This window comes from Sedimentitalea sp. XS_ASV28, from assembly GCF_041224545.1.
GTDB lineage: Bacteria > Pseudomonadota > Alphaproteobacteria > Rhodobacterales > Rhodobacteraceae > Sedimentitalea.
This window is the reverse complement of record NZ_JBGFGP010000109.1, coordinates 78403-101388: the sequence shown is the minus strand read 5'-3', so window position 1 is coordinate 101388 and position 22986 is coordinate 78403. Positions and strand designations below refer to the sequence as shown.

General features: G+C 61.9%; 22 protein-coding genes. 15 read left to right on the top strand and 7 right to left on the bottom strand.

What is annotated here, in order from left to right; translation table 11 throughout:
* Positions 1-7: 7 nt before the first annotated feature.
* Positions 8-820 carry an IclR family transcriptional regulator gene (locus AB9K34_RS08220; protein ID WP_369953943.1) on the bottom strand — a complete coding sequence of 271 codons (813 nt, stop codon included), beginning with the start codon at positions 818-820 and terminating at the stop codon, positions 8-10.
* A 164-nt stretch (positions 821-984) separates the two neighbouring features.
* On the opposite strand from AB9K34_RS08220, the gene AB9K34_RS08215 reads away from it, so the two are divergent.
* From AB9K34_RS08215 to AB9K34_RS08185, 7 genes are all read left to right on the top strand, one after another.
* Entirely contained in the window at positions 985-2505 is a 1521-nt protein-coding gene (locus tag AB9K34_RS08215) for a M81 family metallopeptidase (protein ID WP_369953942.1), read from the top strand.
* 61 nt (positions 2506-2566) lie between these two features.
* Positions 2567-4177, top strand: a complete 1611-nt coding sequence (locus AB9K34_RS08210; RefSeq protein WP_369953941.1) for an ABC transporter substrate-binding protein — start codon at positions 2567-2569, stop codon at positions 4175-4177.
* Between the two features lie 81 nt (positions 4178-4258).
* Positions 4259-5203 carry an ABC transporter permease gene (locus AB9K34_RS08205; protein ID WP_369953940.1) on the top strand — a complete coding sequence of 315 codons (945 nt, stop codon included), beginning with the start codon at positions 4259-4261 and terminating at the stop codon, positions 5201-5203.
* Entirely contained in the window at positions 5200-6096 is an 897-nt protein-coding gene (locus AB9K34_RS08200; protein WP_369953939.1) for an ABC transporter permease, read from the top strand. The genes AB9K34_RS08205 and AB9K34_RS08200 overlap by 4 nt, the downstream gene beginning before the upstream one ends.
* On the top strand, positions 6093-7721 hold the full coding sequence (locus AB9K34_RS08195) for an ABC transporter ATP-binding protein (RefSeq protein WP_369953938.1): 1629 nt from the start codon (positions 6093-6095) through the stop codon (positions 7719-7721). The genes AB9K34_RS08200 and AB9K34_RS08195 overlap by 4 nt, the downstream gene beginning before the upstream one ends.
* An 11-nt stretch (positions 7722-7732) precedes the next feature.
* The gene (locus AB9K34_RS08190) at positions 7733-8896 is read left to right on the top strand and encodes a M20 aminoacylase family protein (RefSeq protein ID WP_369953937.1); all 1164 of its coding nucleotides are present in this window, start codon (positions 7733-7735) and stop codon (positions 8894-8896) included.
* A gap of 9 nt (positions 8897-8905) precedes the next feature.
* The gene (locus AB9K34_RS08185) at positions 8906-10042 is read left to right on the top strand and encodes a M20/M25/M40 family metallo-hydrolase (RefSeq protein WP_369953936.1); all 1137 of its coding nucleotides are present in this window, start codon (positions 8906-8908) and stop codon (positions 10040-10042) included.
* A gap of 137 nt (positions 10043-10179) precedes the next feature.
* Here the strand turns inward: AB9K34_RS08185 and AB9K34_RS08180 are convergent, their stop codons facing one another.
* Together AB9K34_RS08180 and AB9K34_RS08175 are read right to left on the bottom strand one after the other, a co-directional pair.
* Positions 10180-10392 carry a hypothetical protein gene (locus AB9K34_RS08180; protein WP_369953935.1) on the bottom strand — a complete coding sequence of 71 codons (213 nt, stop codon included), beginning with the start codon at positions 10390-10392 and terminating at the stop codon, positions 10180-10182.
* Between the two features lie 54 nt (positions 10393-10446).
* Positions 10447-11133 carry a fumarylacetoacetate hydrolase family protein gene (locus AB9K34_RS08175; RefSeq protein ID WP_369953934.1) on the bottom strand — a complete coding sequence of 229 codons (687 nt, stop codon included), beginning with the start codon at positions 11131-11133 and terminating at the stop codon, positions 10447-10449.
* Between the two features lie 458 nt (positions 11134-11591).
* Here AB9K34_RS08175 and AB9K34_RS08170 point away from each other — a divergent pair, with 458 nt between their 5' ends.
* A complete protein-coding gene (locus tag AB9K34_RS08170) occupies positions 11592-12011 on the top strand; it encodes a PRC-barrel domain-containing protein (protein ID WP_369953933.1) in 420 nt (139 codons plus the stop codon).
* A 137-nt stretch (positions 12012-12148) separates the two neighbouring features.
* Here AB9K34_RS08170 and AB9K34_RS08165 read toward each other — a convergent pair whose 3' ends face one another.
* Positions 12149-12349, bottom strand: coding sequence for a hypothetical protein (locus AB9K34_RS08165; protein ID WP_369953932.1), 201 nt, complete (start codon positions 12347-12349; stop codon positions 12149-12151).
* Positions 12350-12724: 375 nt separating this feature from the next.
* On the opposite strand from AB9K34_RS08165, the gene AB9K34_RS08160 reads away from it, so the two are divergent.
* The 7 genes from AB9K34_RS08160 (at position 12725) to AB9K34_RS08130 (ending at position 19747) form a co-directional block, all read left to right on the top strand.
* Positions 12725-13651, top strand: a complete 927-nt coding sequence (locus tag AB9K34_RS08160; protein ID WP_369953931.1) for a LysR family transcriptional regulator — start codon at positions 12725-12727, stop codon at positions 13649-13651.
* Between the two features lie 204 nt (positions 13652-13855).
* Positions 13856-15298, top strand: a complete 1443-nt coding sequence (locus AB9K34_RS08155) for an amidase (RefSeq protein ID WP_369953930.1) — start codon at positions 13856-13858, stop codon at positions 15296-15298.
* 10 nt (positions 15299-15308) lie between these two features.
* Complete coding sequence (locus tag AB9K34_RS08150; RefSeq protein ID WP_369953929.1) at positions 15309-16592, top strand: TRAP transporter large permease; 1284 nt, start codon at positions 15309-15311, stop codon at positions 16590-16592.
* A gap of 20 nt (positions 16593-16612) precedes the next feature.
* On the top strand, positions 16613-17587 hold the full coding sequence (locus AB9K34_RS08145) for a TRAP transporter substrate-binding protein (RefSeq protein ID WP_369953928.1): 975 nt from the start codon (positions 16613-16615) through the stop codon (positions 17585-17587).
* Between the two features lie 91 nt (positions 17588-17678).
* Positions 17679-18209, top strand: a complete 531-nt coding sequence (locus AB9K34_RS08140; protein WP_369953927.1) for a TRAP transporter small permease — start codon at positions 17679-17681, stop codon at positions 18207-18209.
* Complete coding sequence (locus AB9K34_RS08135; RefSeq protein ID WP_369953926.1) at positions 18206-18550, top strand: RidA family protein; 345 nt, start codon at positions 18206-18208, stop codon at positions 18548-18550. The genes AB9K34_RS08140 and AB9K34_RS08135 overlap by 4 nt, the downstream gene beginning before the upstream one ends.
* Before the next feature lie 6 nt (positions 18551-18556).
* Entirely contained in the window at positions 18557-19747 is a 1191-nt protein-coding gene (locus AB9K34_RS08130) for an NAD(P)/FAD-dependent oxidoreductase (protein WP_369953925.1), read from the top strand.
* A gap of 50 nt (positions 19748-19797) precedes the next feature.
* Here AB9K34_RS08130 and AB9K34_RS08125 read toward each other — a convergent pair whose 3' ends face one another.
* From AB9K34_RS08125 to AB9K34_RS08115, 3 genes are all read right to left on the bottom strand, one after another.
* Entirely contained in the window at positions 19798-21285 is a 1488-nt protein-coding gene (locus AB9K34_RS08125; protein WP_369953924.1) for a tripartite tricarboxylate transporter permease, read from the bottom strand.
* A complete protein-coding gene (locus tag AB9K34_RS08120) occupies positions 21285-21746 on the bottom strand; it encodes a tripartite tricarboxylate transporter TctB family protein (RefSeq protein WP_369953923.1) in 462 nt (153 codons plus the stop codon). Before AB9K34_RS08120 ends, AB9K34_RS08125 begins: the two co-directional genes overlap by 1 nt.
* 104 nt (positions 21747-21850) lie before the next feature.
* Positions 21851-22834: a Bug family tripartite tricarboxylate transporter substrate binding protein gene (locus AB9K34_RS08115; protein ID WP_369953922.1), complete on the bottom strand. Its 984-nt coding sequence runs from the start codon at positions 22832-22834 to the stop codon at positions 21851-21853.
* Positions 22835-22986 lie beyond the last annotated feature (152 nt).

The following is a 22986-nucleotide window of genomic DNA, read 5'->3' as shown; positions in this document are numbered from 1 at the left end:
TCTGGCATCAATAGCGGCTGAGAGCGCGCGCCGCATGTTGGCCCGATGCGGCCACGCTGGCGACGAAATCCTCTGGCGTCCAATCCGAAAGCGATCCCGCGATATGGATCGCCGCCACAGGCGCGCCTGTGGCATCGAGTATCGCAAAACCCATCGCGATCTCACCGGTCAGGATTTGATCGAGCGCCAGCGCATAGCCGTTCGCCCTTGTCCGGGCGACGTTCTCCATGACCTCGGCCACGTCGGTCACGGTATGAGGCGTGAAAGGACGCCGGTCAGAGCGTTCGACCAGTGCTTGGGCCTCTGAGATCGGCAACCGGGCGAGGATGGCCCAGCCGCCCGAGGTGCAGAAGGTCGGCACGCTGTGCCCGATAATAGACGCATTGAAGGACTGGCGCCGGGTTTGCAGACGGCTTGCGTAAATCATGCGCAGGTCGTCAAAGAGTGACAGATCGATTCTTTGGCGCACCTCGGCGCGCAGGTCCTGCAACACCGGGGTGGCCTGACGCACCAGGGGGTTGAGCCGCAGAAAGTCGAGCGTGTGATCCAGCACCCGCACGCCGGGGACGTAGCCGTGCCCGCTCGTGTCGCGTTCGATATACCGCAGCTTGCGCAACGTGTGGACCATGCGCTGCGCCGCAGAGCGGTCGAGGACCGCGCGCTCGGCAATTTCGCTCAGTTTCAGAGGCCCATCGGCGTGATGAAAGGCGGACAGCACATCAAACGCCTTTTCAACCGATTGCACGAAGAGAGCACTTGCGCGGTCCTGCGGCTGCAGGTCGGGCTTGCCCGGCTCGGCAAGTGTCGTGTTCCTGGGCATCACCGCCTTTCTCCCCCTGCACAGGTCGCACCCCATTGACTTCGCGTCAATCTGCGTCCTACGCTTGTCATACGATGATGCGGTATCGAATGGCAATACCTTGCTGGAGTATCCCGCAGCGCGAAACTGCGGATTGCCAGATCGGGAACGCAAGGGGGACATAGATGACAAAGCGCGTTGCGCTGGCTGGGTTTCTGCATGAAACCAATACGTTCGCTCCTACCAAGGCGCGGCTGGAGGATTTTGTGCAGGGTGGCGGCTACATGCCCATGGCGCGGGGGCAGGCGCTGATCGAGCAAAGTCGGGACATCAACCTTGGCATCGGCGGCGCGGTTCAGGTGGCCGAAGCCGAGGGCTGGGATACCGTGCCGATCCTCTGGGCCGGCGCCATCCCCTCGGCGCATGTGACACGCGACGCCTACGAAACGATCAGCGACGAAATTATTGCGGGCCTGCGCGATGCGGGCCCGGTTGACGGTCTCTTCATCGATCTGCACGGCGCGATGGTGGCCGAACACGAAGATGACGGCGAAGGTCGTCTGCTGGCGCGTCTGCGCGAGACGGTGGGACCGGACGTGCCCATCGCTGCGGCGCTCGACCTGCATGGCAATATCACCGAAGAGATGGTCGCCGCAGCGGACGTGCTGGTGGGATTTCGCACCTATCCGCATGTGGACATGGCCGAGACCGGCATGCGCGCGGCGTCGATGCTGCGCGAACTGATGGCGGGCGCGCGCCCGGCAAAGGCGTTCCGCAGACTGCCTTTTCTCGTGCCCATCGCCTGGCAGAGCACGCTGGCGGAGCCGGGACGCAGGCTTTATGCGCTGGCAGCAGATTGCGAGGGAGAGAACGTACCCTCGACCTCTTTCTTCTTTGGCTTCCCGGCGGCGGATTTCCCGGGCTGCGGCCCCACAGTAGTGGCCTATGGCACCACGCAGGCCGACGCGGACGCCGCCGCCGACACGATCGAGACGGCGGTATTGAAGGCCGAGCCGGAACTTGCGGGCAAGGCATATGACCCCGAAGAGGGCGTGCGCGAGGCCATGCGCATCGCCGAGGGCGCCCAGCGCCCGGTCGTCATCGCGGATACCCAGGACAATCCCGGCGCCGGCGGCGACAGCAACACCACGGGCATGCTGCGTGCGCTGGTCTCGGAAGGGGCTACACGCGCCGCACTGGGCAACATGGTCGATCCCCGGGCCGCCGCCGCCGCCCATGCGGCGGGAGAGGGGGCCGAGATCGACATCGCCATTGGCGGCTTTTCAAACGTGCCGGGCGACGCGCCCTTCGAAGGGCGCTTCACGGTCGAAAAACTCTCTGACGGCAAACTGATTGCCAAGGGGCCATTTTACGGCAGCGCGCCGCTCGATCTGGGGCCATGCGCCTGTTTGCGGATCGGCGACGTGCGCGTCGTCGTCACCAGCCGCAAGGCGCAGATGGCCGACCGCGAGATGTACCGCTTTGTCGGGATCGAGCCCGAAGCGCAGGCCATTCTCGTCAACAAGAGTTCGGTGCACTTCCGCGCCGATTTCGATCCGATTGCCGAGACCATCCTGACCTGCACGGCCCCCGGCCCGATGCCCATAAGCCCCGCCAGCCTGCCGTTCACACGACTGGCTCCGGGGATGCGGCTGGAGCCGATGGGGCAGATCTTTGCGGAAAGGGACAGCCTGATAACGACATGAACCACCTCGCGGAACGGGCACCAAAGACCCCCCGCACTCCAACCATAACAGGGAGAAAGACATGACACTTCACTTGAAATCCAACGCCATGGGCAGGGGTTTGCGATCAACCCTTCTGAGTGCTCTGCTGGCCAGTTCCGCCTTGCTGGCAGGGGCGGTCGAGGCGCAGACGCTACGCGCGGTCAAGCACTCGGATCTGCGCGTTCTCGATCCGATCCTGACCACCGCCTACATGAGCCGAAATCACGGCTACATGATCTTCGACACGCTTTATGCGCTCGACGCCGATCTGGTTCCACAGCCGCAGATGGTCGACAGCCACGAGGTGTCCGACGACAAGCTGACCTACACGTTCACCCTGCGCGACGGGCTGAAGTTTCATGATGGCGCGGATGTGACCGGTGCGGATGTGGCCGCCTCGATCAAGCGCTGGGGCGAGCGGGACGGCATGGGACAGGTGCTCATGTCCTTCACCGAAAGTATCGAGCAGGGCGAGTCACCCAACCAGTTCGTGATTAAGCTGCGCGAACCCTACGGTCTGGTGATCGACAGCCTGGCGAAACCTTCGTCAAACGTCCCGTTCATCATGCCGGCGCGTCTGGCCGAAACGCCGTCGACCGAACCCATACCCGAACAAATCGGCTCGGGTCCCTTCAAGTGGGTGGCAGACGAATATCAGCCCGGTGTGATCGCCGTCTACGAGAAGAACGAGGATTATGTGCCACGCGACGAACCGGCCAGTTCCGCCGCAGGCGGCAAGGTGGTCAAGGTGGACCGCGTCGAATGGGTGGTGATGCCCGACGATCAGACGGCGCTCAACGCCATTCAGGCGGGCGAGATCGACTATTGGGAAAACCCGCCCTCGGATCTGTTGCCGATTCTCGACGCAAACCCGGAAATCACGGTCAAGAACCTCAACGCGTTGGGGATGCAGACGATCATGCGGCCCAACACGCTGAACGCACCGATGGACGACCCGCGCATCCGCCGCGCGGCGATCGCCAGCGTCAATCAGAAGAACGTGCTGGATGCCCTGGTGGGCAACCCCGAGCTTTATAACCTCTGCGGGGCGATGTTTGTCTGCGGCACGCCGCTCGCCAGCGACGTGGGTTCCGAGACCCTGACCAAGGGCAACGGGATGGAGAAGGCCAAGGCCCTGCTCAAGGAAGCGGGCTATGACGGCACGCCGATCGTCATCATGCACCCGACCGATGTGAACACTCTGCGCACCCAGCCGGTCGTGGTGGCGCAGGCCATGCGTGACGCGGGTTTTGAAGTCGATCTGCAGGCGATGGACTGGCAGACGCTGGTCGGCAAGCGTGCCAGCCAGGCCTCGATTGCCGATGGCGGCTGGCACATGTTCGTGACCAACTGGGTCGGGGCCGATGTTTTCAACCCGCTGGTGAACAACATGGTCAATGGCAAGGGCACCGACGGTGGCTGGTTCGGCTGGCCCGACGTGCCGAAACTCGAAGAGCTGCGGATGGCTTACGCAACCGCGCCCACGCTGGACGAGCAAAAGAAGCTTGCCGAGGAGATCCAGGCGTTGGCCTACGAAGAGGGTATCTATGCCCCCATCGGTCAGTATTTCGTGCCGACCGCATGGTCGAACAACCTCGACGGCGTGCTTGATTCTCCGGCGCCGCTGTTCTGGAACATCTCCAAGAACTGATGCCCAAAGCCCGGTCCTGCTCAAAAAAGGGCGGGGCCGGTGCTGCCCGTAACGCGATACTCCAGCCGAAAGGTCAGCGCGATGGTCCTCTACATCCTGCAACGCATTCTCGCAGCGGTTCCCGTAATCGGGTTTGTGGCGCTCTTTGTCTTCCTGCTGTTGCGACTGACCCCGGGTGATCCCGCGGCGATCATCGCGGGAGACACCGCAACGCCCGCACAGCTTGAGGCAATCCGCGACTCGCTGGGCCTTAACGAGCCGCTGCTGGTACAGTTCTTTACCTGGATCGGGCAGCTTCTTCAGGGAGACTTCGGCACTTCGATCCTGTCGCGCAAGCCTGTGATCGACCTTATTGCCGACCGGATGGAACCCACCATCAGCCTTGCCCTGACCACGATCATACTGTCCGTGCTGATCGCCGTGCCGCTGGGCGTCATTGCCGCCTGGAAGCAGGGCACGCTGATCGACCGCTTCGTTATGCTGCTCTCGGTGCTGGGCTTTTCGGTGCCTGTCTTCGTCATCGGCTATCTGATGATCTCGACCTTCTCCATGGGGCTGGGCTGGTTCCCGGTGCAGGGCTTCAGACCCATCAGTGACGGCATCGGCCCGTTTCTGCACCGTATCACGCTGCCCACGCTGACGCTGACGCTGCTTTATATCGCCCTTATCGCGCGGATCACCCGCACCTCGATGCTGGAGATCCTCGGCGACGACTATATCCGCACCGCCCGCGCCAAGGGCCTGCCCGAACGCACCGTGCTGATGCGTCATGCGCTGCGCAACTGTTCGGTGCCGATCATCACCGTCATCGGCATCGGCTTTGCGCTGATCATCTCGGGCGTGGTCGTCACGGAATCGGTCTTCAACCTGCCGGGATTGGGGCGGCTGACGGTCGATGCGGTTCTGAGCCGGGATTATCCGGTGATCCAGGCGGTCATCCTGCTGGCGTCGCTGATCTACGTTGCGATCAATCTGTTGATAGATATCGCCTATGTGCTGCTTGATCCGAGGATTCGCTACTCATGACCGACCACACCGTATCCGCAGCAAGCCAGGCCGGAGCCCGCGTTTCGCCCCTGAGCCGGGCACGCGAAATCATTTTCTCAAGCCCGCTTGTCACGCTGGCGGCGATCATCCTTGCGGTGATCGTCCTGTCGGCGATCTTCGCCCCGCTGATCGTACCGCACGATCCGGTTCGCCTGTCGCCCGGTGTGCGATTGAAACCCCCGAGCAGCGAGTACTGGCTGGGCACCGATGCCTTCGGGCGCGATCTTTTCAGCCGCATCGTCTATGGCGGGCGGATCTCGCTTGTCGTCGGCGTAATGGCGGCGGTGGCCGCAGTCGGATTGGGGCTGATCCTGGGTCTGCTCGCAGGATATATCCGCTGGCTCGACGCGGTGCTCATGCGGATGGTGGACGGGCTGATGGCGATCCCGTCGATCCTGCTGGCCATCGCAATCGTGGCGCTGTGGGGGGCAAGCATCTGGACGGTTCTGACCGCGATCACCATCCCCGAAGTGCCCCGCGTCGTGCGCCTCGTCCGCTCTCTGGTCCTGTCGGCGCGCGAGGAACCCTATGTCGAGGCGGCGATTGCAGCAGGATCCTCGACCTGGTTGATCATGCGGCGGCATCTGATGCCCAACACCATTGCGCCCCTCATCATTCAGGGCACCTATATCTGCGCCAGCGCGATCCTGGTCGAGGCGATCCTGAGTTTCCTGGGCGCGGGAATAAGCCCCGAAACCCCGAGCTGGGGCAACATCATGGCCGAGGGGCGCATCTACTTCCAGATCAACCCGGGGATCGTCCTCTGGCCCGGTCTGGTCGTGTCGGTCGCGATCCTGTCGATCAATCTGCTCGGCGACGCGGTACGTGACGCGCTCGATCCGCGCATGGCCAAGCGGGGGATAGAGCGATGAGCCTTCTGCAGATAGAGAACCTGCGCATCGCGCTCAACGGCGACCCGCAGGCGGAGGTGGTCAAGGGTCTTGATCTGGCCATCGAGCCGGGCCAGACCATGTGCCTCGTGGGGGAAAGCGGGTCGGGAAAATCGCTCACGGCGCTGGCGACGATGGGGCTTTTGCCGAATGTGCTTCAAGTGACCGAGGGCTCCATCCGGTTCAAGGACGAGGAGTTGCTGCGCGCCAGCCGGTCGCGGATGCGCAGCCTGCGCGCCACCGCCATGTCGATGATCTTCCAGGAGCCGATGACGGCGCTCAACCCGGTTGCCCGCGTGGGCCAGCAGATCGAGGAGGTGCTGGAATTCCACAGCGATTTCTCGGCGGCGCAGCGCAAGTCGCGCGCGAAGGACATGATGGAGGCCGTGCATCTGCCGGATGTGGACAAGATGTACCGCAGCTTTCCGCACCAGCTTTCGGGCGGACAGCGCCAGCGGATCATGATCGCGATGGCGCTGGTCATGCGACCGCAGCTGCTGATCGCGGACGAACCGACGACGGCGCTCGACGTGACGACACAGGCGCAGATCCTGAAGCTTATCCAGGAGCTGCGCGAAGAGCAGGGCACGGCGGTTCTGTTCATTACCCATGACATGGGCGTGGTGTCCGAGATTGCCGACGATGTGACCGTGCTCAAGCTGGGCGAGGTGATGGAAACGCAACCGGTCGAAAGTCTGCTGCGGCATCCAAAGACGGAATACAGCCGCAACCTTCTCGCCTCGGTTCCAAGCCAGGTGCCGCGCCCGGCCCGCGATGCGAACTCGGACCAGATCGTGCTTGAAACCCGGGACCTGTGCAAGACCTACGGCGGTGGCGGGCTCTTGAAACGCGGGCGCGAGGTCAAGGCGGCGCAGGACGTGTCGATCAGCCTGATCAAGGGACGTACGCTGGGAATTGTGGGCGAAAGTGGCTCGGGCAAGTCCACTGTCGCGCGCTGCATCATGCGGTTGATCGACCCCAGCTCGGGCGAGATCATGGTCGGCGGCACCGACATCGCGACCCTGTCGCAACGTGCGCTGAAACCCGAGCGGCGCAAGATACAGATCGTCTTCCAGGATCCGATGCGCTCGCTCAACCCGCGTATCGAGATCGGTCAGTCTATCATCGAAGGTCCGCTCAATTTCGGCGCACAGCGGGACGCGGCCATGAAACGTGCCCGCGAACTGCTCGAACTGGTCGGCCTGCCCGCGAGCGCGGTAAACCGCTTTCCACACCAGTTTTCCGGAGGGCAGCGCCAGCGCATCGCGATTGCCCGCGCGCTTGCGATGGACCCCGATGTGCTGGTCGCGGACGAGGCCGTCTCGGCGCTGGATGTCAGCGTGCAGGCGCAGGTTCTGGACCTGCTGTCCGAACTGCAGGAGCGGCTGGGCCTTGGCATCCTGTTCATTACCCACGATCTCGGCGTCGCCGCGCAGATCTGCGATGACGTGCTGGTGATGCAGCATGGTCGTGTCGTCGAATACGGCCCCGCCGGAGAGGTTCTTGGAAATCCGAAACAGGATTACACCAAGGCACTGATAAAGGCCGCGCCCGGCCGCCACTGGGATTTCGCCAATTTCCGCCCCTTTGCAGAGGCCGCGGAGTAAAGGAGACGACTATGAACATCATGCCCATCATCGCCGACAGCACCGACGAGCTGACGTCGATCTTCAAGGATCTTCATGCTCACCCCGAAATCGGGTTTCAGGAGCACCGCACCTCGGAAAAGGTGGTCGAGAAACTGCGCGAATACGGTGTCGACGAGATACACACCGCAATCGCGGGCACCGGCGTCGTCGGGATCATCAAGGGCAAACGTGAGGGTGCGCGGCGTGTCGGACTGCGCGCCGACATGGACGCGCTGCCCATCGACGAGCTGACGAACCTGCCTTACGCCTCCAAGAATCCCGGCGTGATGCATGCCTGCGGCCACGACAGCCACACCACCATGCTGTTGGGTGCGGCCAAACACCTGGCCGCCACGCGCGATTTCGCCGGCACCGCCGTGCTGATCTTTCAGCCTGCCGAAGAGGGGTTGGGTGGCGCGCGCGGGATGCTGGCCGACGGGCTTTTCGACCGGTTCCCCTGCGATGAGGTGTACGGTATGCATAACTCGCCCAGCGGAGAGCCGAACAAAGTCGGCATCTGCAAGGGCGCCGCAATGGCGGGCGCATCCTTTTTCGACATCACCGTTCAGGGCAAGGGCAGCCACGCCGCCATGCCCCAGCAATCGCGCGATCCGTTGGTGATCGCCAGCCAGCTGGTCGGCAATTTCCAGACCATCGTGGCGCGCAACGTCGCGCCGCTGGATACCTGTGTGCTGTCGGTCACGCAGTTGCATTCCGGATCGGCCTATAATGTCGTGCCCGACACGGCGACGCTGGCGGGCACCATCCGCTATTTCAAGGACGAGGTGTGCGAGCTGGTGCATGCCCGGATGCGCGAGATTTGCGAAGGGTTCGCCAAGGCCTACGGGGTGGAGATCACTATCGACCTGCGCAACATCTTCGATGTGTTGATGAATGACGCGGATCTGTCGGACGCCTATATGGAAGCCGCCGCCGACATCGTGGGGGCCGAGAACATCTCGAACACCGACGAGCCGGCGACCGGTTCGGAGGATTTCGCCGACATGCTCAAGGTCGTGCCGGGCGCCTATTGCCGCATCGGCCATTCAGGCACGGTCGGACTGCACAACCCCGGTTTCTTTCTCGACCCCGCGCTGCTTCCGGTGGGGGCCTCGATCATGGCGCGCATCGCCGAACGTCGCCTGAGTGCCTGAAGGGACGCCATGATGAACCCTCTCGAACTGCCCTTCGACACCGACGAGATGCTCGCCGGGCTTAAGCCGTGGATCGAATGCGAAAGCCCCACCTGGGACGCCGCCGCCGTCGACCGCATGATGGACATGGCCGCCTATCGGATGGCGACGATGGGCGCTCAGGTCGAGCGCATTCCCGGCCGCATGGGTTTCGGCGGCTCCGTGCGCGCCCGCTTCCCGCACAAGGACATGGGCAAACCCGGCATCCTGATTTCAGGGCATATGGACACGGTGCATCCCATCGGCACGCTGGACGTTCTGCCGTTCAAGCGCGAGGGCGACATATGTTATGGTCCCGGGCTGATGGACATGAAGGGCGGCAACTATGTCGCGCTCGAGGCGATCCACCAACTGGCGCGTGCCGCGCTGGAGACGCCGCTGCCGGTCACCGTTCTGTTTACCCCCGATGAAGAGGTCGGCACCCCTTCGACCCGCGACCTGATCGAGGCGGAGGCCGCACGCAACGCCTATGTTCTGGTGCCCGAACCCGGCCACGATGACGGCGGCGTGACCATCGGACGCTATGCCATTGCACGGTTCAACCTGCGCACCACGGGTCAGCCCAGCCACGCGGGCGCGCGTCTGAAAGATGGCAAATCCGCAATCGCCGCAATGGCGCGCCGGATTATCGAGATCGAGGACATGACCGACGAGGACTGCACCTTTTCGGTTGGCGTCATCCACGCCGGCCAATGGGTCAACTGCGTATCATCCTCCTGCGCCGCCGAGGCCCTGAGCATGGCGAAAAAACAGGAAGACCTCGATCGGGGTGTCGAGCGGATGCTGGCCCTGCAAGGCACGCAGAACGGGGTGGAATTCACCGTGGAACGCGGCGTGACACGCCCGGTCTGGCGCCCCGACACACCAGGCACGGCCAAGATCTTCGAGATTGCCAAGGAGATTGCCCGAGAGATCGGCTTCGAGATGAAGGGGCGCAGCCAGGGCGGCGGCTCTGACGGCAACTTCACCGGCGCGATGGGGATACCGACGCTCGACTCGCTGGGTGTGCGTGGAGAGGGACTGCATACGCTGCAAGAGCATATCAAGGTCGACAGCCTGACCGAGCGCGCAAGGCTTATGGCCGGGCTGTTGATGCGCCTGACCTAGAGCCCCTGCGACCGGAGCATGGGAAAACGCTCGATTTAATGCTGTCCGAGAGCCACGGCGAGTGCGCCTTCAGGATGTATCGAACCCACCTGTTCGACATAGCCGAGCTCGCGGGCATAACTCTACGTGAATCCCGATTACCTCGGGGCGGCACCCCACGCCGACATGGTGCTGGCTTCGATGAATGCGGCCGATCCGGCCAATCTCACCGTCGACCTGATGCCGTACCAGGGCACCCGGTACAACGCGATCCCAAGCTCACAAGTATGGCCGCCGCCATCGGCCTGCAGATTGCCGCCCCGTTCGCGCCGTAAAGTCTTGCCGGAAATCTCGTGCACCATTCGGGCCACGCAACTTTTTCCGACGATGCGGGGGGGGGACGTCTCCAAACCGACGTCCGCGCGTCAGACGACGCTGACGTCCATTGCGCCCAGCCCGTCGATCTCGACCCGCATGACATCGCCTCTGGCCACCGCGCCGACACCTGCGGGCGTGCCCGAAAGGATCACGTCACCCGCCGCCAGTTCGAAATATTCTGACAGATAGGCAATCATCTCCGGTACCTTCCAGATCATCTGGTTGAGATTGCCGTCCTGGCGAATCTCGCCATTGACCTGCAGGCAGATGCGCCCCTCGGACAAGTGACCCGTCGCGCTGGCCGGGTGGATCGGGCCGACCGGCGCAGAGCGTTCAAAGGCTTTGCCGATCTCCCACGGCCGCCCCATCTTCTTGGCCACCCCCTGCAGATCGCGCCGGGTCATGTCCAACGAAAGCGCATAACCGTAAACATGCTCCAGCGCCTTATCGACCGGAATGTTACACCCACCGCCGCCCAGTGCCACGGCCAGTTCCACCTCGAAATGCACGTCCGAGGAATGACCGGGATAGGGAAATTCGCCCGACGGATCCAGGTTGTCGGGGTTTTTCTGAAAGAAGAAAGGCGCCTCGCGATCCGGATCGTGACCCATTTCAATCGCGTGGGCGGCATAATTGCGGCCAATGCAATAGACGCGACGCACCGGGAACCGGCGATCCTGCCCCTTAACAGGAAGAGAATTTACCTTAGGAACATCAATGACATAACCAGACACGAAACCCTCCTCCTGACACTGCTCGGGTGCAGTGTTATTGCATCCATGCAGATCGATCCATCAAGATAAATCTGATTGATCGATAATTTTGGTCTGCCTGACGCGCCAGATGGGTGAAAATCAAACCAATATGTCGAGCCGCGCAACCAGTTCAGCAGTTTGACCGACGATGGCAGCACCTGCGGACATGCTCCGGAACCCGACTCGCGCAGGGCTTTGGCCTCCGAGAGAAAGTTTGCTCTGGCTGACCGGTGACGGCAGGGGCGCGTTCGCGCTCATCAGAATGGATTGCTCCCAGGACCGTGGGATCAGACAAATGGTAAACTTGTTCTGGTTTAGTGTTTGGCCAGATCGTCGCCTGTGACGACTGGCCAAGGAACCCGATACCCGTCACGCTCCCGTCAGGCACAAGCACCGGTTGACGGTGATCTGCCTACGTCGAGAAAATAGGAGACGACATGAAACGTTTTACTTCTCTATTGCTTGTTGCAGGACTGGCGGCGGCTCCCGCGCTTGCGCAAACCGCCATGGATACGGAGAACCTGATCCGGACACGCGACATCACCGGTGGCGATATCTACACGCTCAACGGTCCGATGGACGAAGACACATGGGGTAATTGGGAGGCCGAAGGCGTTGGCCCTGACTGGAACGACATCGGCGAGATCGAGGACATCATCCTCGACCGCAAAGGGCAAATGATCGGCGTGGTCGCCGAAGTTGGCGGTTTTCTTGATATCGGTGACAAGCACGTGCTGCTTCCGGTCGAAGATATCCGGCTGACACCCATCGATGACAAGAAATACGTCATCGTCACGCGCAAGACCGAAGAGCAGCTCGAAGCGATGGAGTCCGTCGACGAAGGTTGGTGGGACTGATCTTTTCCGATCTGATTTGCTGCATTGCGAGGGGGCCTGTCGGCCCCCTCGCCCGAACGACGTGGGCACCGTTGAAAACCTCGAATCTGCCGTTATGGGGCAGCAGCACGGTTTGCGGAAAATCGAACCCGTCCGGGTCACGCCTCGATCTTAAACAGCATGTCTGTCATGAGCAGACCACCGACTCGGCGATGGTCTGCGAGCGGAGAAGACAAATCGCCATTGCAGCTCACGCAAAGACGGTCGCAGATTTGAAATAACTCCTCCAACTCTTCCGGGATCACGATCACCGCGCGACCGGATCGGCTCAGGTTGATCAGCATATGCTTGATCTGCAATGGCAATCATCCCACGATTGCCGATATCGCCTGCTTCCCTTACATCACGTTGTCCAAAGAGGGCGGCATCGCACGCATCGATTATCCGGCATCCGCCGCTGGTGTGATCACTTCATGCGTATCCCGGGCTTTGTCCCGATGTCGGAGGTTTTCCCCGCAGAACCAGCCGACGACGACAGCGCAAAGGTCGCTGTGCCGGGTCAATAGCCATAACAACTGCACCGTGCGGTTTTCCTGCTCCGGCGATCCCGCCTGTCACTCGTGGCTGGGCGACAGGCTGATGGCGCAAGGCTGCACATGACAGTCAGGCATAGATACTTGCACGCTGATGCATGGCATCGGAAACTCAACCTTGTCACATAGGCAGGGAACCCCATGACTGCAGAACAGTTCGCCCGCTCCTTGACCCTTCGGCACCTGCGGGTCATCTCGGCGCTGGCCAGGTACGGGCTGGTCGCCAAGGTGGCCAAGTCGCTGAATGTCACACAGCCCTCGGTGTCGAAACAGATCAGTGAACTGGAGCGCCTGGTCGATTTGCAGATCGTGATCCGCGAGCGAAACCGGCTGCATCTCACCCCTGCGGGACACCGGCTGGCCGAACATGCCCGCCATATCCTGGCACAGCTTGACCGCGCCGCGTTTGATATGGACGCCATGACGCAGGGCGTGGCCGGGTCGGTTTCGCTCGGCGCGGTCAGTTCGGTCGCGCCGATCTTGCTGCCACCCGCGATTGCCCTGATGAAACGCAGCGCGCCGCAGGCGAACATCAGCGTGACCGAAGGGCATTTCGTATCGCTCTTTCCCGCGCTGGAAAGCGGAACCCTGGACATGCTGGTCGCCCGGGTATGGCACCCGAGGGAAATTCCCGGCATCGAGCAAAAAGTACTTCTTGAAGAGCAGATTGCCATTGTGGCAAGCAGCGACCACCCGCTCAGCCAGGCAACTTCGCTCGAATGGGCCGACACCGTGAACTGGCCCTGGATTCTGCCGCTGGAAAACTCGGTCGCGCGCCAGGCGTTCGAAGCTCTTTTCGCAGAGTTCGGCGCAGCCCCTCCGGTCAATGTCGTGGCGTCGGGCTCCCTGCCTCTGAATACGGCCCTGATGCGCGACATGCCGGCGCTGGGGCTGTTTCCGCAGAGCATTGCCCAGATCCATGCCAGCCGCGGCGACCTGGTGATCCTGCCATTGGACACGCGAAACCTGCTGTCTCAGGTGCGCTGTTTCTGGCGCACCGGACAGAGCGACAAGAACTCCGCTTTCGACCTGTTCCAGAGATGTCTGGCTCAGAGCCTTGCCGGCTGAGACCATTCACTTTGGCTATGGTTGTGTGAAAATTACTCAATAGGGCAACTGGGCGCTTTATGCCTATCCTCGCATCTCAGAGAAAACCGCGAGGAGGGGCTGGCGAACCACCAGCCGAGGATCATCGACAAAGACAGTCTCCCCCTGATTTCGGCAACCCGCCTGATCGCAGGTTTTCAGGACCTCGAGTTCACGCCAACCGAGGTGCTGGACGCGTGCCTCGACCGGATCGCGCGCTATGATCCCTCGCTGAATGCGCTGACCACATTCAACACCGAGCGCGCTCGCGTCGAGGCCAGCGCGTCGACGCAGCGATGGGCGGCGGGCCGACCCTGCGGGCCGCTCGACGGCGTGCCTATCGGGGTGAAGGACATGCAGGATGTCGCGGGCCTGCCGACAACCAACGGCAATCCGCTCATGCGCGGCAACGTTGCCGAGCAGGATGCGCTGATCGTCGCGCGCTTGCGTCGGGCGGGCGCCATCGTCGTGGCCAAGACCAATGTTCCCGAATTCGGCGCGGGTGGCAATTCCGTCAATCCGGTCTGGGGCGCAACGGGCAATCCCTACGATCCGACACGCATCGCCGGTGGCTCTTCCGGCGGGTCCGCAGCAGCCCTGGCGGCGTCCTTCCTGCCATTATGCACGGGCTCGGATACCGGCGGTTCACTGCGCCTGCCTGCGGCACTTTGCGGGGTGGTGGGCTATCGTCCGTCCGGCGATGTCGTCGCGCATCCCGGCCGTCCGCTGGGCTGGTCGGTCATCTCGGTTCTCGGGCCGATGGCGCGAAACATGGACGATCTGCTGCTGATGTTGCGCGCGATCCAGGGGGCGGATGCCGGAGATCCGCTGACGGTTCCGACCGATCCGGCCCGCTTCGACGACATCACCCCGGCTGACATTGGCGGTCTGCGTGTCGGCTATTCCGTCGACTTTGGCGATCTGCCGGTCGACCCGGACGTCCGGGTCGCGTTTCAGGCCCGCGTCAAAGCCATCGCTCCCCATGTCGCAACCTGCGAACCGGTAGATATGAATCTGGGGCAGATGGACCGGTGTTTCGACATCCTGCGGGCAGAGAGCTTTGTCGCCGCGTTCGACGCCACCGGCGAAGGTTCGGTGGATCAATTCGGCGCGCATGTAGCCGCCAATGTCGCCCTCGGACGCGGTCTGAGCTTCCGCGACCGGGCCTGGGCGCATCTTGAACAAACCCGTATTCTCCGCCGGTTCCGGGAAAGGACCGACGATTTCGACATCATCCTTCTGCCGACCGTGCCCGTCCCGGCATTTCCCTGGCGGCAGTCCTATCCCGCACGGATAGAGGGGCAGGAGATGGATATCTATTATCGCTGGCTGGCCCTGACCTATCGGGGGTCGCTCATGGGTGGCCCCGCGATCACCCTCCCGTCGGGAGCCGGTGCCGACGGACTGCCATTTGGCGTGCAGCTGCTCGGTCGTCTGCAGGGGGACCGCGCCCTGCTCTCGGCCGCACTCTCGCTCGAGGCGTTGTTTGCATCCATGCCCGCGACACGTCCCCTGACACCCGATCTGAAGTTGACGCTGTCAGCACAGGTCGACCTGAAATCCCCTGTCACCCATCCGCCGCATGAGACAGGGACCGGCCAGACCATTCAGGTCGGCTCTGCAGTTTGAGGATCCCGCGATGATCATAGTTCTGGCCGTCTTTGTGCTGCTGCTGTTATCCGGTACGGCCTTTGCCTATCTGATGGGCGCAGTCTCGGTCCTGTCATTTGTCGTGGCGGACAAGGCACAATATCTCTCGGTGATGCCCCAGCGCATCTTCGCGCAACTGGACGTCTTTGCTTTCATGGCAATGCCCATGTTCATCCTGACGGCGGAAATTATGTCCCGCGCCGGCGTGACCCGCAGCCTGATCGATTTCTCCATGTCGCTGGTGGGCCGGTTCAAGGGCGGGCTGGGTCACGTAAACATCATGACCAGCATCTTCTTTGCCGGAATCTCGGGTTCGGCGGTTGCCGACAGCGCGGCCCTCTCGCGGATCTTCGTGCCGGAAATGGTCTCGCGGGGCTATTCACGTTATTATGCGGGCGCAGTCACTGCCGCCTCTTCGATGATCGGTCCGATCATCCCGCCATCGATCATCATGATCGTATATGGTGGCCTGACCGGCACCTCGGTCGCAGCACTGTTTGTCGCAGGGATCCTGCCAGGTATTTTGCTGGCAGTGTCGCTCATGGTATTGAATGGCGGCATAGCGTATGCGCAGGATCACCCTGGCGGGCGGTCAGCCGATCTTCCGCCGTTTCTGCCGAGCCTGAAACGCGCACTTCCCGCGCTCTGCCTTCCCGCTGTGATCCTGGGTTCGCTGGTCTTCGGGCTGGCCACGCCGACCGAAGGATCGGCCATCGCGGTCCTGGTCGCCCTGATCGCCGGTCAGTTCTACGAGGGATTGTCGCTGGCCAAGCTGCGCGACGCATTGGAGGCCACTGCCCGGATGACAGGTACGATTTTCATCATTCTGGCGGCGATATCGGTGCTGGGCTTCCTGGCCGGGCAAATGGGTTGGCCACAGGTCCTGTCGGGCTGGGTCGAGAATCTGGGCCTTACCGGAACGAAGTTCCTGTTCTTCCTGCTGGTGCTGTTCCTCGTTGCCGGAATGTTCATGGACACACCCGTGGCGATGACGCTGCTGATCCCGCTATTCGTTCCACAGGCGCTGGAGCAGGGAATCAACCCCGTGCACCTTGGCATCGTACTGTGCTTCAATCTGTGCATCGGCCTGATAACGCCCCCGCTTGGCAAGTGCCTCGTGGTCGTCGCGGCCATGACCAATACGAACTACTGGCGGCTGGCCTATGCGGCGCTGCCCTTTATCGTCCTGCAATTCCTGGTTCTTCTGGCCCTGGCCTACTGGCCATGGATCAGTCTGGGCCTGCCCGAATTAGCCGGATTCTCGGTAAACTAGACCCAATGGGAGGAAACGGAATGACACTCAAGTCACTGACGCTTGCAATGCTGATGGCAATCGGTACCCCTGCGCTGTCGGAAGTCAAGATCGCGCTCGACAGTAATCCGGATCCGGAACTGTCCGGTTCATATAACTGGATCGCGGCCTTCGGAAAAAGCCTGACCGACGCCGGTCTGGATGTGCGGGAGATGCCGCGCGGTTCGATCGGAGATGAGGCGGAGAAGCTGGACCAGATCGCGACTGGCCTGCTGGAAGTTTCCCTGTCCGATGTGCGTTCCGTCGGATCGATCGACCCGTTCATCTACGGCGTGCGACTGCCCTACATTTTTGACGATATGGCGCATATGGATCGCGCCCTGGCCGAGGGCAATGTTTTTGCGTCAATCAACGAAACCCTGGCCTCACAGGACGTGATGCTGGTGGCGCTGGTTCCGTTGGGGCCGTATTCGGGGATCATCACCACCACCGCGGCGGTGCGCAGTCCCACCGACATGGCCGATCTGCGGATGAGGGCGCTCGATGACGCGCAGCTTTCCATGTACAAGGCGTGGGGCAGCAGCGGCACCGTCGTGCCCTGGAGCGAAGTACCCGCCAGCTTGCAGACCGGCGTTATTGACGGCTATCTGAATTCGGCATTTGTGCCGATCATGTTCGGGCAGACCGACTTTGTCCGGAACTTTTCGGACGCCCGCGTGATGATTCCGCTGCGTGCGGTGCTCATGTCGCGGATATGGTACGAAGGTCTCTCGGACGAGGATCGCAATGCGGTCGACACGGCCGTGACCGTAGGCAACGACGCCGTGCGCGACTGGCTCGCGGAAGTGTCGGAAAGCTCGCTCGTCGCGCTCGAAGAAGCCGGCGTGACGGTGCAGCGGCTGACCGACGCGGAACGCGGGGTCTTTCGCGAGCAATCCAGGTCCGTCTACCGATCCGGCTTGCTGTCGGACGAGGATGTGGACCGCTGGGAAGCGCTGACCGAAAGCACCCGCTGAACCGCGCCCGACTGAAATGAAACGGGGGCGACCGGATCGATCGCTCCCCCTACGCCGCAACACAACGGCCGGATACAGGAACGATATACCCATGCGCTGGTTCATACTTTCTCTTTCGGATGCCCTGAACAAACTGGCCCGATATGCTGTGATCGCGGCGCTGTGCATCATGTTCCTGACGGTGATGATACAAGTGCTGGCACGCTACGTGTTTTCCTCGCCACCGATCTGGACCGAGGATATCGCGCGCTACATGATGGTATGGACCGGCCTGTTGGGCGCGACCATATCGTTCAAGACCCGTACCGACGCGGTTCTTCTTGACAGCGTATTTCCCGAACGACCCTCGCTGTTGGGCTGGTTCGCCGAAACGGTCCAGAGCGTGGCGGTCCTTACCTTTACGTTACCTGTGCTCTATTTCTGTTTTGTCGGGCTGCGTGGTGGCTTTGCAAAGGGGTATCTCGCACGGCAGGCTGGATTGACGGCGGACACGCTTGGCGTCCAGATGGTCTGGATCGTCAGCGTCGTCCCACTTGCAATGATCGTCATCCTCGTACACCTCGCGGCACGATGGGCAGATCCGACCGGCGCAAGCACTTCTGCAGAAACGGAGATCCAATGAATATTCCGCTGTCCAAGCTACGCCTTGACGGCGAAACCGTCTATCTGTCGGGCGAACTTGGGTTCGATAAGAATGGCGTGCTGCCCGATGGAATCGAGGCACAGACCCGCAACTGCATCGACAACATTCGCAAGACGCTCGCTACGCAGGGCCTCGACCTGTCCGATGTCTTGTCCTGCACCTGCTATCTGACCGATGCCACCGATTTTGCCAAATTCAACGCGGTCTATGCCGACGCTTTCGGTGATCCCCTGCCGGTTCGGACCACCGTGGGCTGTTTCCTGATGCTGCCGCAGGCACGGGTGGAAATTACGGTGATCGCCAGAGCCCGCTCGGAATAGGCGCGCATGTCGGAGATCCTCATTCTGGGCGCGGGGATGGTCGGGGTGGGCACCGCGCTGGCGCTACAGGCGCGCGGCCACGCGGTCACCCTGCTCGACCGCCGCCCGCCGGGGCAAGAGACAAGCTTTGGCAATGCCGGCGTCATTCAGGCCGAAGCGATGGAACCCTATGCCATGCCTCGCGATCCGGCCACCTTGCTGCGCTACGCCCTGGGACGCAGCAACGATGTATCGCTAAGCTGGCGCGACCTGCCGCGCTTTGCACGCCCGTTACTTACCTATTTCCGGGCATCCGCCGGCCGCTCCCACGCCGAGATTTCCAGACACTACGCCCGCATGATCGCCCGTGTGCGTGACGATCACCGCCCGCTGATCGAGGCATCAGGAGCCGGCGCCCTGATCCGCGAGTCCGGACTGGGCGAACTCTACCGCAGCGAAGGCCGACTTGAACGTGCTGTCCCGGAGGCCCGGCGCAAGGCCGACACTTACGGCCTGCAGTTGCGGGTGGTGTCCGGCGAGGTGCTGCAAACCGAAGACCCTGCCATCAAGGGCCCGGTCGCGGGGGCCCTGATCTGGGATGATAGCTGGAGTTGTATCGACCCCGGCGCGCTGGTCACGGCCTATGCCGAACTGTTCCGCAAGAGCGGCGGCACGATTCTTAATGGCAACGCGGACAGCCTGCAGCCGGCGCAAACCGGCTGGCGGGTTCAATCTGATACCGGCGAGGTTGTTGCCGAACATACGGTGATCGCGCTGGGGCCGTGGTCGGCCGATTTTGTGAAAAGGTTCGGATATTCCGTGCCGATGCTGCTCAAACGTGGTTATCACACCCATCTGCACCCGCTTGTCCAGCCGACGCGCCCCTATCTGGATGCAGAACACGGCTATGTCCTTGCGCCGATGCGCGCTGGCCTGCGGCTGACATCCGGCGCGGAACTGGTCGCACAGCATCGCCCGCAGCGCCCGTTCCAACTGGATCAGGCGACACGCGCCATCCGCACTCTCATCCCGGACATCGCCGACGGCAACGGTACGATCTGGCACGGACACCGTCCATGCCTGCCCGGCATGTTGCCGCGCGTCGGCAAAGCCGCTCGCCATCGCGGCCTGTGGTTTAATTTCGGACATGGTCACCAAGGGTTTACCCTTGGCCCGACCACCGGGCACCTGCTGGCGCAGATGCTGGACGACGCGTGATGCGCAAACGCGTCTTTCCGGCGCTTCAGCATCCGGTCGCAAGGCTGCGATCAGGTTACTTTGGGTGACTTGAACCGCAGGAAATAGATGAAGAGCAGCGTCATGGCGTAGAGTCCGATACTGATCGGGCTGGAGAAGAAGGTCATCACGTCACCGTTCGACGTGATCAGTGAGCGCCGCATGTAAAGTTCAAGATATGGCCCGAGGATGATGCCCATCAGCAGCGGCACCAAGGGATAGGACATCAGTCGCAACGCCCAGGCGAATATGCCGATCGCAAGCGCCATCCACATCTGGAACACCGAATAGGTCGAGGCATATGTCCCGACCATGGCAATCATCGCGATGAAGGCATAGAGCACACCCCGGTTCATGCGCGCGAGCCAGATATAATAGGGTCCAAAGACAAGGACCGAAAGAAACACAAAGACCGCGGCCACCATCAGCGCCGCGAACATCGGCGCGATCGTCGCCATTTCGCTGGTCAGCAGCCCCGGTCCCGGAACCAAACCGTGAATCAGCAGCACCCCAAAGATGATCGCGGTCACGGAATCACCCGGAATCCCCAGGGTCAACAGAGGCACGACGGCCCCGCCGCACATGGCGTTGTTGGCCGATTCCGCCGCCGCCAGTCCTTCGTGCGATCCGTTGCCGTATTCTTCAGGCTTCTTGCTGACGCGCTTGGCCTCGGCATAGGCGACGAAGGATGCCATCGATGCGCCGCCACCTGGCAGCATACCGATCATCACTCCGATAATCGAACTCTTCAGATATGTCAGAAAGCCGATCTCCCGCACCTCTTTCCAATTTGGCCAGAAATCCTTGTGCCTGACCCGGAAAGCCGGCGTATCGGCAGCGGTGCGGGCCTTTGCCCCCCCTTGCAGCAGCAATTCGCAAATTGCGAAAAGACCGATGACGGCGGGCAGAAGCTGAACCCCTTCGATCAGGTTCGCGCTGCCAAAGTCGAACCGGCCCTGCGCCACCATGTTGTCAAAGCCTACCGTCGAAATCATCAGGCCCAGCGATACGGTCACAAGGCTTTTCCAGATAGACCCCTTGGCAACGATCACGACAGTGACGACAGCCATGAAGACCAGCGCGAACTTGTCCGGCGTGTGAAACATCAGCGCGAACTGGCTCATCGGGGCGGCGACAAACATCAGAACCGCGGCACCCAGGACGCCACCGATGGACGAGGCGAGCGCGTCGAGGCTCAGCGCTTGCGCACCTTGACCGCGCTTCATGAGCGCATAGCCTTCCATCGTCGTAATCGCCCCCGACGCCGCGCCGGGAATATTCACGGTGATGCCGGTGACAGAGCCCGCGTAGATACCCGACATGAAGATGGCCATGACCATGACCAGCGCATTGGTAAGCTCCATCGCGAAAGTAAAAGGCAGAAGCAACGCGATGGCCAACGTCGCGGTCAGTCCGGGGATGGCACCAAAGACGAGTCCCATGAGAAACCCGCCCACGAGGTAGAGAAAGGTCTCCGGATTGGCGAGCGCGGCAAAGCCTCCCATCAGTTCGGCGAACATCACAGATACCCCTCGGGCAGGAAAAGATCAAAGAGACTCACAAAGAACAGCCAGCCGACACCGGCGATTCCGACCGCGATCAGGGCAGACGTCAGCACGGCCTTTGCCGGGCCCAGCCTTTCCTGTTCAAACAGCCAGGCCACGCCAAACGCATAGAAAAGTGTTGCGTACCAGTACCCCAGCGGTTCGAAGGCCCAGACAAAGCCGCAGGTCAGCGCGATCAGCGCGATGGTACGCAGGCTGAAATTTGCATCTTCGTCATCTTCGTGCTCCGCCGTCCCGCGCAATTCCTGCACCAGAACGCCGAGCGCACCGATGCCAAGCGTCAGGACAAGCACCAGAGGCATCAGCGAAGGGCCGGGTTCACCGCGCGCGAAGGGCAGCGGCAACTCCAGCGCCTGCTGGAGATAAGCCGCATCAAGAGCAAGGATAAGAAGCGCGAAAACGGCTTGGGGTTTCATTGTCAATGGAAGCGCCTTTCCCCGGGGAGTAGTCGTTCGAAATGCGCCCCTTCCGCTGAAAAAGCGGTCGGGGCGCCACGGGTGATCGTATCAAGGATGCCGGACTATTCCAGCACACCTTCCGCTTTGAGCCGGTCCAGAAGTTTCAGAGCGCGGGTCTGGGTACGCTCGACATAAGCCTCGGTCTCGGGGCCATCCATCCAGTACGCATTCATACCGGTGTCGGCGGCCTGCTGCTGGAACTCGGGGTTGTCAAACGCGGCCTTGAAACCTGCGGTCAGGATCTCCTTGACATCATCGGGCGTTGCGGCGGGCACGGCCAGCACCCGCATGCCACCCCAGATCACGTCGTAACCCAGTTCCGTGAAGGTCGGTACATCCGGCAGGTTTGGATCGCGTTCCGCCCCCATCACCGCCAGCACCCGCACCTGTCCGGCCTCGGCAGCGGAGGACACGGTGGCGTAGCTGAGGCTCGCCGCATCGTTCTCGCCCGAGATCAGCGCCTCTCGCTGCTCGGCAGAACCGTTGGGGAATGGAACATGGTTCAATTCGACACCCAGTTGCTCTGCCATGTCGAGCGCATGCAGGTGCCAGATTCCACCGATGCCGGAATCGGATACGGTGACTTCGCCCGGCGCAGCTTTGGCGGCGGCGATGAAGTCATCCAGCGTCTCCCATCCGGTGTCCGCGTTCACAGCAAGAACCGTGGGATAAAGTGTGACGTTGGCAATATAGCTCAGCGAGGCGGTGTCATAACCCGGTACGAGATTCTTGTACGGCACGGTTATCATGCTGTCCCAGGTCAGCGAGCCGATGGTATAGCCATCCGGCCGCGACTTCATCAGGCGCAGCGTGCCCACGCCGGACTGCGCACCCGTGACATTCTGGGTGCGAATGCCAACGCCGAGTGGTTCCTCGGCATATTTCAGAAATGTACGCATCACGGTATCGGTGCCACCGCCCGCGCTCCATGGCATGATGTGGGTGATATCTTTCTCAGGAAAATCCTGAGCGCCCGCCGCCAGTGTTCCGGTGACGAGAATCGCCAGACCGGTCAGGGTTGAGCGCAGACCTTTCGTGAAAGCCATGTTTGGTCCTCTCTGTAATGTTGGTGCGGCACCCCTGTCTCCAAAGGTCCGCGTCTTGGTGCATCTGCCAAGGGAGCGCACGAAATGTATACAATACAATATACAGAGAAGAGTGCATTGCAACGGTTTTTCTTTACGCCCATTATCCCACA

What these genes read in the sequence shown, in the direction of transcription:
- AB9K34_RS08210 (WP_369953941.1), top strand. Translation starts at nt 2,567, where the DNA reads ATGACACTTCACTTGAAATCCAACGCCATGGGCAGGGGTTTGCGATCA.
- AB9K34_RS08160 (WP_369953931.1), top strand. Translation starts at nt 12,725, where the DNA reads ATGACTGCAGAACAGTTCGCCCGCTCCTTGACCCTTCGGCACCTGCGG.
- AB9K34_RS08145 (WP_369953928.1), top strand. Translation starts at nt 16,613, where the DNA reads ATGACACTCAAGTCACTGACGCTTGCAATGCTGATGGCAATCGGTACC.
- AB9K34_RS08190 (WP_369953937.1), top strand. Translation starts at nt 7,733, where the DNA reads ATGAACATCATGCCCATCATCGCCGACAGCACCGACGAGCTGACGTCG.
- AB9K34_RS08115 (WP_369953922.1), bottom strand. Translation starts at nt 22,834, where the DNA reads ATGGCTTTCACGAAAGGTCTGCGCTCAACCCTGACCGGTCTGGCGATT.
- AB9K34_RS08140 (WP_369953927.1), top strand. Translation starts at nt 17,679, where the DNA reads ATGCGCTGGTTCATACTTTCTCTTTCGGATGCCCTGAACAAACTGGCC.
- AB9K34_RS08200 (WP_369953939.1), top strand. Translation starts at nt 5,200, where the DNA reads ATGACCGACCACACCGTATCCGCAGCAAGCCAGGCCGGAGCCCGCGTT.
- AB9K34_RS08205 (WP_369953940.1), top strand. Translation starts at nt 4,259, where the DNA reads ATGGTCCTCTACATCCTGCAACGCATTCTCGCAGCGGTTCCCGTAATC.
- AB9K34_RS08135 (WP_369953926.1), top strand. Translation starts at nt 18,206, where the DNA reads ATGAATATTCCGCTGTCCAAGCTACGCCTTGACGGCGAAACCGTCTAT.
- AB9K34_RS08125 (WP_369953924.1), bottom strand. Translation starts at nt 21,285, where the DNA reads ATGTTCGCCGAACTGATGGGAGGCTTTGCCGCGCTCGCCAATCCGGAG.
- AB9K34_RS08130 (WP_369953925.1), top strand. Translation starts at nt 18,557, where the DNA reads ATGTCGGAGATCCTCATTCTGGGCGCGGGGATGGTCGGGGTGGGCACC.
- AB9K34_RS08195 (WP_369953938.1), top strand. Translation starts at nt 6,093, where the DNA reads ATGAGCCTTCTGCAGATAGAGAACCTGCGCATCGCGCTCAACGGCGAC.
- AB9K34_RS08185 (WP_369953936.1), top strand. Translation starts at nt 8,906, where the DNA reads ATGATGAACCCTCTCGAACTGCCCTTCGACACCGACGAGATGCTCGCC.
- AB9K34_RS08170 (WP_369953933.1), top strand. Translation starts at nt 11,592, where the DNA reads ATGAAACGTTTTACTTCTCTATTGCTTGTTGCAGGACTGGCGGCGGCT.
- AB9K34_RS08220 (WP_369953943.1), bottom strand. Translation starts at nt 820, where the DNA reads ATGCCCAGGAACACGACACTTGCCGAGCCGGGCAAGCCCGACCTGCAG.
- AB9K34_RS08215 (WP_369953942.1), top strand. Translation starts at nt 985, where the DNA reads ATGACAAAGCGCGTTGCGCTGGCTGGGTTTCTGCATGAAACCAATACG.
- AB9K34_RS08150 (WP_369953929.1), top strand. Translation starts at nt 15,309, where the DNA reads ATGATCATAGTTCTGGCCGTCTTTGTGCTGCTGCTGTTATCCGGTACG.
- AB9K34_RS08120 (WP_369953923.1), bottom strand. Translation starts at nt 21,746, where the DNA reads ATGAAACCCCAAGCCGTTTTCGCGCTTCTTATCCTTGCTCTTGATGCG.